The organism is Salinithrix halophila, assembly GCF_042650125.1.
GTDB lineage: Bacteria > Bacillota > Bacilli > Thermoactinomycetales > DSM-45169 > Salinithrix > Salinithrix halophila.
In genome coordinates this window covers 586,036-602,846 of sequence record NZ_JBHSAP010000009.1, presented here as the reverse complement: position 1 = coordinate 602,846, position 16,811 = coordinate 586,036, and the positions used below count along the sequence as shown (strand labels likewise).

12 protein-coding genes and 1 other annotated feature are annotated in these 16,811 nt (G+C 53.6%); of the genes, 7 read left to right on the top strand and 5 right to left on the bottom strand.

Going from position 1 to position 16,811, the window contains the following annotated elements:
* The first annotated feature begins 24 nt into the window (after nt 1–24).
* The 3 genes from xylF to ACFOUO_RS09235 all read left to right on the top strand — a co-directional run bounded on the left by xylF (nt 25) and on the right by ACFOUO_RS09235 (nt 3,877).
* The gene (xylF, locus tag ACFOUO_RS09245) at nt 25–1,092 is read left to right on the top strand and encodes a D-xylose ABC transporter substrate-binding protein (protein ID WP_380704455.1); all 1,068 of its coding nucleotides are present in this window, start codon (nt 25–27) and stop codon (nt 1,090–1,092) included.
* Nucleotides 1,093–1,158: 66 nt separating this feature from the next.
* The gene (locus ACFOUO_RS09240; RefSeq protein ID WP_380704453.1) at nt 1,159–2,673 is read left to right on the top strand and encodes a xylose ABC transporter ATP-binding protein; all 1,515 of its coding nucleotides are present in this window, start codon (nt 1,159–1,161) and stop codon (nt 2,671–2,673) included.
* 88 nt (nt 2,674–2,761) lie between these two features.
* Complete coding sequence (locus ACFOUO_RS09235) at nt 2,762–3,877, top strand: sugar ABC transporter permease (protein ID WP_380704824.1); 1,116 nt, start codon at nt 2,762–2,764, stop codon at nt 3,875–3,877.
* Between the two features lie 73 nt (nt 3,878–3,950).
* On the opposite strand, the gene ACFOUO_RS09230 is transcribed toward ACFOUO_RS09235, so the two are convergent.
* From ACFOUO_RS09230 to ACFOUO_RS09220, 3 genes are all read right to left on the bottom strand, one after another.
* On the bottom strand, nt 3,951–5,099 hold the full coding sequence (locus ACFOUO_RS09230) for an acetoin utilization protein AcuC (protein WP_380704451.1): 1,149 nt from the start codon (nt 5,097–5,099) through the stop codon (nt 3,951–3,953).
* Entirely contained in the window at nt 5,096–5,752 is a 657-nt protein-coding gene (locus tag ACFOUO_RS09225; RefSeq protein WP_380704449.1) for a CBS and ACT domain-containing protein, read from the bottom strand. Before ACFOUO_RS09225 ends, ACFOUO_RS09230 begins: the two co-directional genes overlap by 4 nt.
* A 136-nt stretch (nt 5,753–5,888) precedes the next feature.
* Nucleotides 5,889–6,521 carry a GNAT family N-acetyltransferase gene (locus ACFOUO_RS09220; RefSeq protein WP_380704447.1) on the bottom strand — a complete coding sequence of 211 codons (633 nt, stop codon included), beginning with the start codon at nt 6,519–6,521 and terminating at the stop codon, nt 5,889–5,891.
* 436 nt (nt 6,522–6,957) lie between these two features.
* Here ACFOUO_RS09220 and acsA point away from each other — a divergent pair, with 436 nt between their 5' ends.
* The 3 genes from acsA (at nt 6,958) to ACFOUO_RS09205 (ending at nt 11,057) form a co-directional block, all read left to right on the top strand.
* Nucleotides 6,958–8,694: an acetate--CoA ligase gene (gene acsA / locus ACFOUO_RS09215; protein ID WP_380704445.1), complete on the top strand. Its 1,737-nt coding sequence runs from the start codon at nt 6,958–6,960 to the stop codon at nt 8,692–8,694.
* Between the two features lie 250 nt (nt 8,695–8,944).
* Nucleotides 8,945–10,162, top strand: a complete 1,218-nt coding sequence (locus ACFOUO_RS09210) for a Tm-1-like ATP-binding domain-containing protein (protein ID WP_380704443.1) — start codon at nt 8,945–8,947, stop codon at nt 10,160–10,162.
* 88 nt (nt 10,163–10,250) lie between these two features.
* Nucleotides 10,251–11,057 carry a phosphoenolpyruvate hydrolase family protein gene (locus ACFOUO_RS09205; RefSeq protein WP_380704822.1) on the top strand — a complete coding sequence of 269 codons (807 nt, stop codon included), beginning with the start codon at nt 10,251–10,253 and terminating at the stop codon, nt 11,055–11,057.
* A gap of 17 nt (nt 11,058–11,074) precedes the next feature.
* On the opposite strand, the gene ACFOUO_RS09200 is transcribed toward ACFOUO_RS09205, so the two are convergent.
* Nucleotides 11,075–13,930 (bottom strand): transglycosylase domain-containing protein, encoded by a 2,856-nt coding sequence (locus ACFOUO_RS09200; protein WP_380704441.1) that lies wholly within the window; start codon nt 13,928–13,930, stop codon nt 11,075–11,077.
* Between the two features lie 83 nt (nt 13,931–14,013).
* Nucleotides 14,014–14,234, top strand: a binding site (T-box leader).
* An 83-nt stretch (nt 14,235–14,317) separates the two neighbouring features.
* On the opposite strand from ACFOUO_RS09200, the gene tyrS reads away from it, so the two are divergent.
* Nucleotides 14,318–15,574, top strand: coding sequence for a tyrosine--tRNA ligase (gene tyrS / locus ACFOUO_RS09195; RefSeq protein WP_380704439.1), 1,257 nt, complete (start codon nt 14,318–14,320; stop codon nt 15,572–15,574).
* Between the two features lie 391 nt (nt 15,575–15,965).
* Here the strand turns inward: tyrS and rpsD are convergent, their stop codons facing one another.
* Complete coding sequence (gene rpsD / locus ACFOUO_RS09190) at nt 15,966–16,565, bottom strand: 30S ribosomal protein S4 (RefSeq protein ID WP_380704437.1); 600 nt, start codon at nt 16,563–16,565, stop codon at nt 15,966–15,968.
* Nucleotides 16,566–16,811 lie beyond the last annotated feature (246 nt).

Here is a 16,811-nt window from a genome sequence, read left to right as displayed (position 1 = left end):
CTCTTTACAAAGGGGGCAATACCGATGAGAAGACATAGACGTTGGGCCATTTTAATGGGAATTGCACTTCTTTTCAGTGTCATCGCATCTGCTTGCAGCTCCGGAGGTGGCGCGAGTAAGGGCTCCGATGATGAGGTGGTCATCGGCTTTTCGATGGATACCCTGCAAGAGGAGCGATGGCAACGAGATCGTGATCTGCTTGTAAAGAAGGCAGAAAAGCTAGGTGCCAAAGTGAAAGTTCAGGCAGCCAACGGTGATGACGCCGTCCAGCTTTCTCAGGTAGAAAACCTGATTACGCAAGGGGTCGATGTATTGGTGGTGGTACCCCATAATGCCGAAGCGGCAGCGGCCATCGTGGACAAAGCCCACCAAGCAGACATTCCCGTCATTTCGTACGATCGTTTGATCCGTAATGCTGACGTGGATCTATACGTCTCCTTCGACAACGAACGGGTCGGAGAAATGCAAGCGGAAGCGATTACGAAAATCGTACCCAAAGGAAAATACGCTCTAATTGAAGGGGCGGATACGGATAACAACGCCCACCTCTTCAAGAAAGGCCAGATGAACGTGTTGAAGCCTATGGTAAAGAAAGGAAAAATCGATATTGTCTACGATCAGTGGACCAAAGAATGGACACCGGAAGTAGCCTTGAAGAACATGGAAAATGCATTGACGGCCAATGAGAACGACATTGATGCGGTACTGGCTGCCAATGATGGAACAGCTGGTGGGGCTATCCGCGCATTAGCAGCCCAAGGGTTAGCCGGTAAAGTCCCTGTCTCCGGACAAGACGCTGAATTGGCCGCATGTCAGCGGGTGGTCGAAGGAACACAGACCATGACCGTATATAAGCCGATTAAAAAGCTGGCAGATAAGGTGGCTGAAGTTGCCGTCGAGATGGGGAAAGGGAAAAAGCCGAAGCCGGATGCAAAAGTGAATAACGGGAAAATGGATGTTCCCTCGATATTGCTGGAGCCTATCGCCGTGACGAAGGAAAATATGGCCGACACGATTATCAAGGACGGCTATCATCCCATGAAAAAAGTGTACAAGAACGTTCCCAAGAGCAAGTGGCCGAAAAAAGGATAATACCAAAGGGGGGGCAGGCCCATAAGACCTGCCCCGCTTTATTCACGGAGAGAGGGGGGACCGGCGATGGTTTACGCTTTGGAAATGAAGGATGTCAGTAAAACGTTTCCCGGTGTCAAAGCTTTGGATCGTGTTAATCTACGTGTTAAAAAAGGAGAGATTCACGCTCTGTGTGGAGAAAATGGGGCGGGAAAATCCACGTTGATTAAAGTTTTGAGTGGTTTGTATCCAGCAGGAACCTTTGACGGTGCCATTCGGATTAATGGTCAGGAGCGAGCGTTTTCCGGGATTCGAGATGCCGAAAAGGCGGGAATTGCTATTATCCACCAAGAGCTAGCATTGGTTAAGGGAATGACCGTCGGCGAAAATATTTTCCTCGGCGCTGAGCCGACGATCGGTCCTATGGTAGATAGGGACCGTGTGTTTCGGGAAGCCAACCGGTTGTTGCAGGAAGTTGGGATGAAAGAGGTTGGGCCGGAAGAAACGGTCGGTGACCTCGGTATCGGACAACAGCAGCTGGTCGAGATCGCCAAGGCGATTTCTAAAAAGGCGGATATCCTTCTCTTGGATGAACCGACGGCCGCTTTGACCGAGACGGAAGTGCAGGTTTTAATGCGGCTTTTGCAGCAGTTGAAGGAGCGGGGTGTGACCTGTATCTACATTTCGCACAAGTTGGATGAGGTTTTCGAAATTTCGGATTCCATCACCATATTGCGGGATGGAAAAACAGTTGGAACCTATCCGGCCCATGAATTGTCAGAAGCCCAGGTGATTGCCCATATGGTGGGGCGGGAACTGACCGACCGTTTTCCGGAGACAAAGAGAAGCCCAGGGGATGAGGTTTTAACCGTTCGCGATTATACGGTTTACAATCCTGTGGATGGAAAAGAAAGGATCCGAGATGTTTCTCTTGACGTAAGAAGGGGGGAGATTGTCGGCATTGCCGGGTTGATGGGAGCTGGGAGGACAGAATTGGTCGCAAGTCTGTTCGGTGCCTATCCAGGGAAAAGCACAGGTGAAGTCCGGATGGATGGGAAAAAAATACGGATCCGTTCTCCCAAAGATGCGATTCGCCATGGGTTGGCTTTCGTGACAGAGGATCGGAAGCGCACGGGGTTGGTGCTAGGGATGGATGTCAAAACCAATACATCCCTGGCTCATTTGGATCATCTGCACCGGTTTGGGGTGCTGCGGGACAATGAAGAGATTCATCGAGTGCAACAATCTTCTGAGGAGCTTCGCGTTAAAACACCATCCATGGAAACGACAGTGGGAACGCTGAGTGGAGGAAACCAGCAAAAAGTCGTGCTGGGTAAATGGCTGATGACTCATCCGCGACTGTTGATTTTGGATGAACCGACTCGGGGGATCGATGTCGGGGCCAAATTTGAAATCTATCAGATCATGAACCGGCTGGCCGCTGAAGGTGTTTCGATCTTGATGGTTTCCTCCGAACTCCCGGAAATCCTCGGGATGAGTGATCGAATTTACGTCATGTATGAAGGGCGTATCACCGCCGAGTGGTCGAGGGAAGAAGCCACACAGGAAAAAATCATGCATGCTGCTACAGGAGGTCGTTGAGGGTATGGACGTCAATGTGCAAAATCAGGGTGTTGAATCCGATTCCCACACCCCCGTCAAAAAGACACGATTGGCCTTGATAGGAAAAATGGACTTGCGGGCCTATACGATGATCGCTGCATTGTTGGGTATTTGGGTTCTTTTTTCGCTGTCCAATGAATATTTCTTATCTCCGCGCAATCTCTCCAATCTCTTTTTACAGATGTCGGTAACCTCGATTCTGGCGATTGGGGTGCTCCTGGTTATCGTGGCGGGCCATATCGATTTATCCGTCGGTTCTGTCGTCGGTTTGACCGGCGGTGTCGCTGCCATTCTCCAGGTATGGTATGACTGGGATACGGTTCCGGCGGTGTTGGTCACGATGCTCGTCGGTGTGTTGATTGGACTGTTTCAGGGATGGTGGGTCGCTTACCAAGCAGTACCGGCGTTTATTGTTACGCTGGGGGGGATGATGGCGTTTCGGGGGCTTCTCATGGGAATCACCGAAGGGTCCACCATCGCACCCTTGTCCGACAGCTTCAAATCGATCGGTTCTTCTTACCTTCCCATGGAGATCGGATGGGGATTGGCAGCACTCGTAACGGTGGTGGCCGCTTTCAGCACGTGGAATCGGCGTCGTTCACGAAAGGGTTACGGGTTAGCTCTGGATCCGCTTGCTCTCGATGTCGGAAAGGTTTTGTTGACGGTTGCGTTGGTTGGTACGTTTGTCGGTGTGATGAACAGTTACAAAGGGATTCCCTTCCCCATCGTTTTGGTATTGATGCTGGCGGTTTTGTTCACATTCATTGCGAAAAAAACCCGGTTTGGCCGGCATGTGTATGCCATCGGAGGAAACCAGGATGCAGCCCGACTATCGGGGATCCATGTCCGTAAACGGATTATGTGGGTTTTTGTTCTCAGCGGCCTGCTCGCTTCCATCACGGGAATTGTGTTAACCTCCCGTGTCAATGCCGCCACGATCGGGGCGGGGACCATGTATGAATTGGACGCGATCGCTGCCTGTGTTATTGGCGGAACCAGCCTCATGGGAGGAGCGGGCACGATTTTTGGAGCGGTGATCGGAGCCCTGGTCATGGCCTCCTTGGACAATGGGATGAGCATTATGAATATGGAGAGCTTTTGGCAGTATATTGTCAAGGGAAGTGTGCTGATTTTTGCTGTCTGGTTAGATATGTACAGCCGGCGGAGGAAACAATCCTCATAGCAATCATCCCTCCCTCCAAAAAAAGGCAACGTCCGTGATGTTGGCGGGCGTTGCCTTTTTCTTATAGAAAGGATCACTCGAAAAATTGCAATACCTGGTTCACGATTAAGGCGTTCTTCTGTGTAATCTCTTCCCGACGAGGAATGGGGTCAAAGAGACCGTCTGGATCGTGGAGGGTGGCGGGAAGGTCGACGGGACTTTCTTTCTTCCAGCGCTCCAGCCAGGCTTTGGGTAAGGAGGTCTTATCCAGGGGACGGTGGGAGAGCTCTGCCCAGAGATAGGTCCAGGCCCTCGGAACAACTCGCCAGATATCGTACCCTCCCCCTCCGACGGCGATCCAGCGGCCATCACACCATTCGTGGGCCAGTTCATGGACCAATTTCGGGATTTCCCGGTATAGCCGCATCGTACCGGAAAGGTGGGTCAACGGGTCGTAGTGGTGAGCATCGCAGCCGTTCTGGGACAAGATGACGTCAGGCTTAAAGTGCCGTGCTACCTCCGGTACCACACGGTGGAGGGTATCTAAAAAGGAAGCGTCCTCTGTAAACGCATCCAATGGAACGTTGATGGAAGAGCCGAGGCCGATGTCGTGGCCCCGTTCATAGACATGGCCGGTTCCCGGGAATAGGTAGCGGCCTGTCTCATGGATCGACAGCGTGAGCACATTAGGATCATTATAGAAAGACCATTGGACGCCATCCCCGTGATGGGCATCGGTGTCGATGTACATCACCCGAGCGTCATAGGCTTTTCGCATCCAGGCAATAGCTACGGAAGCATCATTATAAATGCAGAAACCCGACGCCTTGCCGCGAAGGGCGTGGTGCAATCCACCGGATAAGTTGAGGGCGTGGTCGGCCTGTCCAGACATGACAGCTTTCGCCGCTGTCAAGGTACCGCCGACGACGAGAGCGGAAGCGTCATGGATCCCGGGGAAAACCGGATTATCCTCGGTGGAGAGGCCATACGACTCCAATCGTTCGATCGGGAGGTTTCCGCTATCCGCCTGTTTTACTGTTTCGATGAAATCCGGGTCATGGACGAGGGACAGATCGTTGTCATTAGCTGGGCGAGGAGCGATCAATTCCTCGTCAGAAAGGAGGTCCAAGGAACGGATTAAATCCAGTGTCAATTCCAACCGCCGATTGTTGAAGGGGTGGGTGTCGCTAAAACGATAGGTTAAGAAATCGTCGCTATGGATGAGGAGGGAGCGGTCATTCATCGGGGACCTTTCTCCCTGAATCGAGGCTCCTTATGGGGCCAGACCACTCGATATCCGGCTGCTTTCATACTTTTCACCACACCCCTCAGGTCTTTGGCCTGAACGCGATAGACCAGTTTAAGTTGGCGGGGATCGTCTCCACGTTCCACCAATACGCTGTGTATATTGATCCGGTGATCACCGAAAATCCGGGATACCCGGGCTAAGATGCCGATCTTGTCCTCTACTTCCACTTCGAAGTGCTGGCTGGGTCGATGGACTCCAAAGATTTCCACCAGCCGGTACAAAATATCCGTTTCCGTGAGGATGCCGACCAGCTCGTTCCCCCGCAAGACGGGCAGGCAGCCGATTCGATTTTCATAAAGGAGACGGGCGGCGTCCTCCACGAAGTCCAGGGGATGGATGGATATCACTCTGCGGGCCATTATGGTTGAGACGGGTTGAGACGATCGTTCCCAAACCTCAGAGGGACCCAGCTCTGATAGGGAAGCAGCCCGGAGATCTTGGTCGCTTACCAGTCCGATGAGCCGACCGTCTTCAACGACGGGAAGATGACGAACCCGGTGTTCTCGTGCCAATTGGATGGCTTCTCTGATCGGCAGCTCAGGTGGAAGGGTATGGACAGCCCGATGCATGATTTGTTCAACCAACATGGAAAAATCCCCCCTTTGCCTTCAATTAGACACCCGGTCGCGGCAGATCGTCGCATCGGCTACTGGTCCGAGCTCCTCCATCGGAGGATAAAGGCCGAAGCCGTACACCGACGCTTCCTTCCAACGAGTGCGGGAACTAGTACAGATACCGGTTACGGAAGCGGAGGGCATCGAATTTTTCGATAGATGCCGTTGAAACATTTTGCCCGATACGGGCCATCAGGCAGTTGGCCGGGTGGGCGGTAATTTCCGGATCGTCGGTGGCAAACCACTCCAGCCCCGCACTGCCCATGACCTTCTCCATGACGTCCCGATATTGCCAGACGGTGAGGCCTGTTCCCCTCAGATCCCAATGCCAATAATATTCGGTCGAAATCACAATGTAGTTTTCCATGGAGGGATCACGGAAAGATACGCGCAACAACGTCTTGGCAGCTCCGTATTTGCGGTAGGGAGCAGCGACCTCGATGGCTCCCAGTTCCAGCAGGTTGTCCATCTGAGCCTTGGACCAGTGCTCCATCGGGTCGGGGTAAAGGTATGTGGCGTAGCCGACGATCGTATCCTCGGTTCGCACGATTACAATCCGTCCTTCGGGAAGCCGGGAGATGCCGATAATGGCTTCCCGTTGGTCCTCAGAGGGACGGAAGGCAACCAATCCAGGGTGAAAGGGGTACCTTTCCAAGGTTTCGGGCGGGACAGGGCCTTCCACCACCAATTCGCCTTCCTCTGTCTCCAACGTCTCGCTGTAAGCCCGCTTCTTATGCTCCATGCGGCTGCTTTCACCTCCATCGACAAGGATGTCCCTCGGGGCCAACCCTTTCCTGTCTGCTCTCTCATTATAGGCGGCTGGGACCCTTGGGGGCAAATGGACAAAATAAGGTGAATATCGGAACGATTCGCAAGCCTGCAGCTTTTTTGTTACAATTAAACAGAAGAGTGCAGTAACATTCGGAGCATCTTTTTTCGACCCGGAAGAAAACGGTCGGAGAGGTTTGGGCACTCGCATTTCCGTTTGGACACGCGTGATGCTTTGGAGAGGGCATTGGAGCCTTTCCCAGCCGTCAGTCCATCGTTTAGCCGGTAATGAAGGCGTTTTCAACGCCTTTTTCCCGAAAAGTCAGTCGGGGGACCCCTGATTTCCGGGCTTCCCACCTACGGCAGGACCGATTTATAAGCTGAAAAGCTGTCAGAGGAGGGCATCCGAAATGAAGGAAACGGAACCGATCAAAGTGATGACTGAAGGCCATAACATGAAATCCTACGCAAAAGCCTGTGAAAATTTCGATTGGAGAGATATGGAAAAGGCCTTTTCCTGGTATGAGACGGGGAAGGTGAATGCAGCTTACGAAGCGATCGACCGGCATGTCGATTCGGGCAAGGGGGATAAAACCGCCCTTCTTTACTCCGATCCGAAACGGGAAGAGCGGTATTCGTTCCGAGAGATGAAAGAGCAGTCCGACCGTTTTGGCAATGTGCTCAAAAAGCTAGGAATTCAGAAGGGTGACCGTGTCTTCATCTTCATGCCCCGCACACCGGAACTTTATTTTAGTTTCCTCGGTATCCTGAAAGTGGGGGCGATCGCAGGTCCTCTCTTTGAAGCTTTTATGGAGGCGGCGATAAGAGATCGCCTGGAGGACAGTGAAGCCGTCGCCCTCGTGACTACACCTCAACTCCTCTCTCGTGTCCCCCACAAAGAGCTACCTGCCCTCAAACATATCATCCTTGTCGGTGAAGGGGAGTTGGATGAGGGCTTCTACCAGTTAGAAGAGGGCTTTTGCAGCTTTAGGAAGGAGATGGCGGAAGCATCGACGGAACTGGAGATGGAGTGGGTGGATCGGGAAGATGGGATGCTGATCCACTACACATCTGGTTCGACAGGGAAACCGAAAGGGGTTTTCCACGTACACAACGCCATGCTCCAACATTACCAGACAGGAAAATGGGTACTGGATCTAAAAGAAGACGACATTTACTGGTGCACGGCAGACCCGGGCTGGGTGACGGGGACTTCTTATGGTATTTTCGCCCCTTGGCTGAATGGTGTGACCAATGTGATCCGGGGCGGACGTTTCAGCCCCGAAGACTGGTACGGGACGCTGGAAAAGAATGGGGTTACCGTTTGGTACAGCGCACCGACGGCTTTCCGGATGCTGATGGGCGCCGGAGCCGATGTGGTGAAACAGTTTGATCTGTCCAAGCTTCGCCACCTGTTGAGTGTGGGTGAACCTCTAAATCCCGAGGTGGTCCGCTGGGGATTGGAGACCTACGGCAAACGGATTCATGACAACTGGTGGATGACGGAGACCGGTGGGATCCTGATTTCCAATTACCCCGCGATGGAAGTGAAACCCGGTTCAATGGGGAAACCCTTCCCTGGAGTAAAGGCGGCGATCATCGACGATCAGGGAAATGAGCTGCCCCCTATGCGGATGGGCAACTTGGCCATTCGTACCCCGTGGCCGTCGATGATGCGGAAGATCTGGAAGAATGAGGCGAAGTACAGCGAATACTTCCGGATCCCCGGCTGGTACATTTCCGGTGATTCTGCCTATAGGGACGAGGACGGTTATTTCTGGTTCCAGGGGCGGATCGATGATGTGATCAATACGTCTGGGGAGCGGGTCGGTCCCTTCGAAGTGGAAAGCAAACTGGTGGAACACCCAGCCATCGCCGAGGCTGGTGTTATCGGCAAACCCGACCCGGTACGCGGTGAGATCATCAAGGCCTTCATCTCTCTGCGCAAAGGGCATGAGCCTTCCGATGAGCTGAAAGAACAGATCCGCGTTTTCGTCAAGGAAGGGTTGGCTGCCCATGCTGCCCCCAGGGAGATCGAGTTCAAGGATAAACTACCCAAGACCCGTTCCGGAAAAATCATGCGACGGGTGCTGAAAGCCTGGGAACTGGATTTGCCGACGGGGGACCTGTCCACGATGGAAGATTGAATCGAATCGAACAAAGCTTGGGGTCCAGAGCCCCGGGCTTTTTTGTGTTGGTCTCGCTTTCCGAATCGACCGTGCTCAAGGATAGGGTGGGGGGATCAAAGAGGGGCGTTGTTTTGGGTGAGCAGCACTGGGATGATTCAACTGGGGGAGGAGTTGATTTCGAGAGAAATCGACAAAACAAGGGTTAATTAATGGTAAAATGTCGTTGCAATCATGAAAGAAAAAATTGCTTTGAAAAAGAGGTGAGTCGATGTCGAAAACAGTGGCTGTCATTGGCGCCCTGGATACAAAGGGGAAGGATTATGCGTATGTGAAGCAAGAGATTGAGAAGAGGGGGCACAAGGCTTTTGTCATCGATACGGGCATCCTTGGTGAACCTCATTTTCGGCCTGACATTTCGGCAGAGGAAGTGGCGAAGGCGAGCGGGGTTGAATTGAGGGAACTCAAGGAAAAAGGGGACAAATCCCTAGCCATGAGTGTCATGACCCGTGGCATCGCCCTTATCATGAGAGACCTGTACCAGGAAGGGGTGATCGATGCAGGGATCTCCATGGGTGGTTCCAACGGAACCGTGATCGGAACGGCTGCACTGAGGGAGCTCCCGTTGGGGGCCCCGAAAGTGATGGTCAGCACGGTTGCCTCCGGTGATACCCAACCCTATGTAGGCATTACCGATGTGGTGATGTTCCCTTCCATTCTTGACGTGTCGGGGGTCAATATGTTCAGCGCCCGGATCTACGCTAATGCAGTCGGTGCACTGGTCGGTATGCTGGAGACTGAGCCACCCCCAAAAGTGGGGAAATCCTTAATTACGGCCTCCATGTTCGGGAATACGACCACCTCTGTCAACCAGTGTAAGGATTCGCTGGAGAAAAACGGGTATGAGGTCCTGGTATTCCATGCGACGGGAACCGGTGGTCGAACGATGGAGACTTTGGTTCGAGAAGGATACATAACGGGGATGCTGGATATCACCACCACCGAACTGGCGGATGAGCTGGTAGGCGGGGTTCTGTCTGCAGGTCCCCAGCGAATGGATGCAGCCGCTGAATGGGGAATTCCACAAGTGGCTGCCCCGGGATGTTTGGATATGGTGAATTTTTGGGGATTGGACACGGTGCCCGAGGATTTGCGGGACCGGATTTTGTATCAGTGGAATCCCAATATTACCTTGATCCGTACCACTCCCGAGGAGAACGAGGCGCTGGGTCGTATTTTTGCGGAAAAGGTGAATCGGTCCACCGGCCCGACTGCTGTATTTTTGCCGTTAAAGGGCATTTCCGCCCTCGATGCTCCCGGTAAAGAATTTTGGTGGCCGGAAGCGGATGAGGCTTTGTTTGATAGTATCAAACGCCATATCCGAAAGGACCTGCCGATTTACGAGTTGGATCTGAATATCAATGACCAGGCTTTCTCCGATGCGATGGCGGATAAACTATTGGAATTGATCGCGGAGGACAGCGAGTAACCTCTGATCGCATATTTCATCTAAACCGGGTGGTTGCCAATAGCGATCCATATACAAAGGAGGCGGTGTCTCGGTGGCAAGGAAGGCGATTGTAAGCCGACTGATGGATTCAGTGAAACAAGGACACCCGATTATCGGCTGCGGGGCGGGAACGGGTATTTCCGCTAAGTTTGCCGAAGCCGGCGGGGCAGACCTCATTATTATTTATAATTCCGGGCGCTACCGAATGGCCGGACGGGGGTCTCTGGCCGGATTGATGCCCTACGGGGACGCGAACGCGATTGTCACAGACATGGCGTCGGAAGTCCTCCCGGTGGTGAAGCATACACCGGTCTTGGCTGGGGTATGCGGAACAGATCCTTTCCGCCAGATGCCGGTTTTTCTGCGGCAATTGAAGGAATTGGGCTTCGCAGGCGTCCAGAACTTTCCCACGGTCGGTTTGATCGACGGGTTTTTCCGAAAGAACCTGGAGGAAACCGGGATGGGGTATGACAAGGAAGTGGAATTGATTCGGCAAGCCCGGGAATTAAATCTGTTGACATGCCCCTATGTTTTTAACGAAGAAGAAGCTGTGGCGATGGCACAGGCAGGGGCTGACGTGTTGGTTCCGCATATGGGACTGACAGCGAAAGGTTCGATCGGTGCCGAAACGACGATGACCCTAGAGGATGCGGCAGTCCGCATCCAGGCAATGGCTGATGCAGCCAGAGAGGTAAACCCCAAGATTCTGATCCTCTGTCACGGAGGCCCGATCGCTGAACCGGAAGATGTTCGCCTCATTCTAGAGAAAACCGAGGGGGTTGCCGGATTTTTCGGTGCATCGAGTATCGAACGCCTCCCAACGGAACAAGCGATCCGCACACAAGTGGAAAGTTTTAAAGGGGCGCCGTTGTAAACCCTTTAAGGTATTGGTTAGCTTGCAGGCTTGGAAGGCGGAGATTCACCCTGGGGGTTAACGGAGGTAACCCGGTACCAGCGGTTAGAATCGCCGGTGGAGAAGGCAGCGGTCGGACGGCTGGATTGGCCTATCAGTTGATAGGGGCCGTCGGGTTTGGAAGCGGAATAGATACGGTACTGATCGGTGCCGACAACGTCATGCCAGCTCAGTTGGGTCACGCCTGCTGAATGGGAAACGGTCAGTCCGGCGGGAGTGGAAGGAAGGGGAGTCATTGCAGGCGGGACGGCCTGTTTTGACTCCAGTCCGGCCACATCGACAGCGGTTACGGCATAGTTTCCCGGCGGCCCATTCCAGCGAGTCGGCTGTCCAGATGGGATACTTTGGATATGCGAGCCGTCCCGATAAATCCGAAATCCGACAAGGGATTCCTTTCCGGAATGGAACCAGGTGAGGCGGATGCCGTCGGGAGCGGGAGTGGCAAACACCCGGGGAGGGTCGGGAATACCTTGGCTTTCTCTGGGGTCCGTTTCTGTCGGCAGTTGTTTTCCGGGATACCAACGAGCTTCGGAGGAATCCGGTGGGAACTGGACCCCCGACTGTTGGAGCACAAAATCGGCGGGAGTGCGGGAGTCGGCCAGATAGTCCTTATCTCCTCCATGGACGATGTCGGCGACAGCATGGAGGGAGCACAGGTCTTCCGGTTCTTCCCCCTTCCGTACCCAATCCGTTTTACCTTCCCCGGCCTTCCGGCAATTCTCGGTCGCCTTTTGTCCGGACACGGTGCAGAGCTCGACTTGCTCCAGAGTCTCGGGGGGGAGGAAGGCTTCTCCCTTCGGGAATAACTCCGGTCGGGTCCGGAGTGTTGAACGGAAGAGACGGGACCAGACATCCTTGGCCCGCCGGCTATCGGGGAGAGGATGGTTGATGTCATAACCGATCCAGACGCCGAGTGCGACCTGGGGAGTGGTGCCGATGAACCAGAGATCATGGCCGTTTTGGGTGGTACCGGTTTTTCCGGCTAGGTCATAGCCTGGCATCCGTGAACCCACCCGGCGGCCAGTTCCGGACTTTATGACATCCCGCAGCATGTCAACGGTAAGAAAAGCCCCTTCTGGAGAAAGGATTCGTTTTGGAGAGGGGCGGTGTTCATACAAAACTCGGCCCTTTCCGTCGGTGATCTTCTCGACCAGATGCGGTGGCTCCCAGATACCGCCCCGAGCCAGCATGGCATAACCTCCGACCATTTCCGCCACAGTGAAACCACGGGTGAAACCGCCGATTGCAGAGGCTTCGCCGTCCCTGGGATGGATGGGGAAGTCCATGGCCTCCAGATAGCGGAAGGCCTCTTTTTTTCCGAGTTTCCGCAGAAGTTTGATGGAGGGAATGTTAAGGGACCATTTGAGGGCATGACGGGCGGTTACGGGACCCTGGTATGCTTCGTTTTGGTTTTTGTAGGTTTTCGTCTCCCCATTTCCGATCTTGACGGTGAGAGGTTCGTCTACCAGGACTGTTCCTGGGGTGATCATGCCTTGATCCAGGGCCGGTCCGTAGTCAAGAAGGGGCTTGATGGTGGAACCGGGCTGACGGCGGGCGGATAGGGCGTGATTCGTCTGGGCAGTCTCAAAGTTTCGGCCCCCGACGAAAGCGAGAATTCCCCCGGTTTTTACGTCGAGTAGGACTGCTCCTACTTCTTCTGGGGCATTTTTTACGACATGGTTCTTTGAGCCGTAACGAACGGTATAGGTGATCGGCTTGGCAAAGAGGTGTGGATTCGCCGCGGTTTTGTTGACGGCTGCATCTAAGCGGTTGTCCAAAGTGGTTTCGACCCGCAAGCCGCCGGTCAAGATTCGTTTTCTGTACTGTTCCAGAGTGGTTCGGTACAGGCCCTGGGCAGAAAGTTCCGATGGATTGAGTCCGTCGGCATCCATCAGCCGTTTGGCGGCCTCTTCCTCTACCGCTGCCATGAGGAAGGGGTGCCGGTGGTAAGCACTTTCCCGGTGGGGCTTGACTAAAGTATCCTCTAGGTTGGAGGCCAGCGCTTCCTCATAGGTTGCAGGAGTGATCTGACCGTTTTTCAACATCCGGTTCAGGACGGTTTTCATCCGTCGTTTCCCAGCGGCGAATGTATCGGAACGATAAGGGTCGTAAGCAGCTGGTCGTTGGATCATTCCGGCCAGATAGGCAGACTGGGCAAGGGTGAGATGTCGGGTGTTCCTCCCGAAGATTCCCCGGGAGGCTGCCTCTACCCCCAGCATGTTGCGCCGGTGGGACCCTTTGCCGAAATATAAGCTGTTCAGATAGAAGGTGAGGATCTCATCCTTGGTGAATACCCGCTCCAAACGCAAGGCGATCAACCCTTCTTTCAGCTTCCGTTCCAATACCTTCTCCCGGTTTTGCAGCACCATGTTTTTTACCAGTTGCTGCGTGATGGTACTACCGCCGCTGGCGACCCGCTGGCGGCTTAGATTGTCCCGGGCCGCTCGAAGGATTCCGCGGGGGGATATACCCGGATGGCGGTAAAAGTCCTTGTCCTCAGCGGCCAAAAAGGCCTGAATGAGGTGAGGGCTGATTTCATCTAACCGGACCATCCGGCGGTCGGCTTCGGAGCGAAGTGCTCCGATCGGTGTACCGTCACGAAAGAAAGCGTGGCTGGTCTGACTGAGGTTGTCCAGCTGTTGGGTGAATTGAGACCGGCTTCGGACCGGCTCCTTTTTAGCCAGAGATGCGAAATAACCTGCTAACCCGCCCACACCGGCCAGAAAGAGAAGAGGGAGCACGATGGACAACAGGAGGACGCCTCGAAACAGGCCGCGCCAGAAACGGCGCAGGCGGGAAAATTCATGGTTGTTGGACGAAGGAAGACGAGCCATAGCCTTGATAACCCCCCGGTTATTGGGTAAGATGGAGATATCGCAGTATCGAGTTCCCGGCTGGACCGGGTCAATCAAATGAACGAACGGCGACGAACAGGTCTAAGTAGCCGGGTAAGGGTACAAACAGAGAGCTGGTGGACGGTGCAAACCAGCGGCCCCGCACGGACGAATTACAACCTGGGAGCTTCGTTCCCCCCATGGTGGGTGGACGACGGGAGCCCTTTCCCGTTATGTGACGAGCGGAAAGCGTGTAGCTTTCAACAAGGGTGGTACCGCGGGTGAAATCTTCCCCGTCCCTTTTTTGGGGACGGGGTTATTTTATGGAATTCCCGCTTTTTTTACTAAAGGTAGGGGAAATGAGCAGGAAGAGGTGAGGTGGGTAAGATGGAGAAGGAACAGGAAATGACATCAGAAGTCCAAAAAGAAGTGGAACACCAGCTGGAGGTGATCCGACGAGGAGCCGCTGAAATCATCCCGGAGGCGGATCTGGCAAAGAAGGTGCGCCGGGCGGTGGAGACGGGAAAACCTCTGAAAGTGAAACTGGGATTGGATCCCTCTGCTCCGGATATTCATATCGGCCACACGGTGGTACTCAACAAATTGCGGCAGTTTCAGAACATGGGCCACCTCGTTCAATTGGTGATCGGGGATTTTACCGGGCGGATCGGCGATCCCACAGGGAAGTCGGAAACTCGAAAACAACTGACTGAGGACGAAGTGAAGGAAAACGCCAAAAGCTATGCCGATCAGTTGTTTAAGATCTTGGACCGGGAGAAGACGGAAATCCACTTTAACAGCCGTTGGCTTTCTCCGCTGGACTTCGCTGCGGTGGTGGATCTGGCCGCCAAGACCACAGTGGCACGGATGCTGGAGCGGGATGACTTTTCCAAACGCTACCATAGCGGTCAGGCGATCAGTGTCCATGAATTTTTCTATCCTCTGATGCAGGGCTACGATTCCGTCGCCTTAGAGAGCGATATCGAACTGGGAGGGACCGACCAGACTTTCAACCTCCTAATGGGGCGCCAGCTTCAAGGCCAATACGGGATGGAAGAACAAGTGATCCTTACGATGCCGCTCTTGGAGGGACTCGACGGTGTTAAGAAAATGTCTAAAAGCCTGGGCAACTACATCGGGATCAACGAACCCGCTGGAGAAATATACGGAAAAGCGATGTCAGTCCCCGACGATCTCATGCTGAAGTACTATGAGCTGGTGACAGATCTGCCCATCGAAGAGCTGAACCAAATTCAGAACGAGGTGAAAAAGGGCACCCTCCATCCGCGGGATGCGAAGATGGGTCTTGCTCGCCGTTTGGTGGAGATGTACCACGGCCGAGAACGTGCGGAAGAGGCGGAAGCCGGCTTTAAACGGGTTTTTCAGCAACGAGCACTACCCCAAGATATCCCTGAGGTGGAAATCGCCACTTCTGACTTGGAGGGTGGCCGTCTATGGGTGGTCTATCTTCTCTCTCGATTGGGACTGGTTCCCTCCAATGGAGAAGCTCGCCGCATGGTAAAGCAGGGGGCGGTCAAAGTCGACGAAGAAAAAGTGACTGATGTCGATGCACAAATCCAACTTTCCGACGGGATGGTCGTCCAGGTAGGAAAACGGAAATTTGCTAAGGTAAAGCTGGGATAAAAGAGTAGGTTTATCACGCTGCTGAACAAGCAGCTTTTTTTTGTGAACAAATCGTGGTCTATGGAGGATTCTTGAAAAATAGCGCTAGGATATCGTTGCTTTTAACTCGAGGGCGGTCATTTTGCTTTTTGAAGAAGCGGGAGAAGAGTGGTACCAGCACGGATGTGTTAGTAGAATCCATCGATTGTGCCCCAATTGTCAACGCTTCTCTTCGAATCGTCAGGTTGGGGGGAGAGTAACGAGCAGAGATCTTATCACCCGCCTTGGGTTTTAATAAGTAACCACCATTACTCGTTCATCAAGCGGGTTTCCTTTATCATCGAAGCGCAGATAAAAAAACCCCTTCCCGCAACAGGAAGGGGTTTTTTTTGTTTAGTTGAAGGGAAGCCGATTAACGGCTGTAGAATTCAACGATTAGACGCTCGTTGACTTCGGCAGGCAGTTCATCCCGTTCCGGCAGACGGGAGAAGGTACCTTCTACTTTGTTATCGTCAAAAGACAAGTACTCTGGCATGTAGGTGCGCTCTTCCAGGGCTTCTTTGACGATACCCAGGTTGCGGCTCTTCTCCCGCAAGCCGATGACATCACCGATCTGCACATGGTAAGACGGACGGTCCAGTTTCTTGCCGTTGACGGTGACGTGGCCGTGAACCACCAACTGGCGGGCTTGGGAGCGGGTACGTGCCAAGCCGAGGCGGTACACCACGTTGTCCAGGCGCGCTTCCAGGAGCTTCATGAAATTTTCACCATGAACCCCTTTCATTTTGCCGGCTTTATCAAATAGTGTACGGAATTGTTTTTCGTTCAGGCCGTACATGAAACGCAATTTTTGTTTTTCCTGCAATTGGATGCCGAATTCGGAGAGTTTGCGCCGTTGGTTTGCACCGTGTTGTCCCGGCGGGTAAGGGCGCTTTAGCTCCTTGCCGGTGCCGGAGAGGGAGATCCCCAGACGGCGGCTCAGTTTCCAACGAGGTCCGGTATAACGTGCCATAGTAAACCTGCTCCTTTCAAATTTGCAAAATGAAGGTTGCAAACAACAGGGTATGGCTGATCCGCCGACTTGCCCGCACTTTCCGGATAGCGGCGAAAAGCAGGACACCTGCAGGGGAATGCAGCCGCGGCCCCTGCAGGGCGGATCAGTGAGGGTGATTCCATCACCGTTCTTTGCTTAAGCTATCCTCACGTTCCCCCAAGAAAGGAACACGTGGAGCCATACAAACCTATATTATAGCGGTTT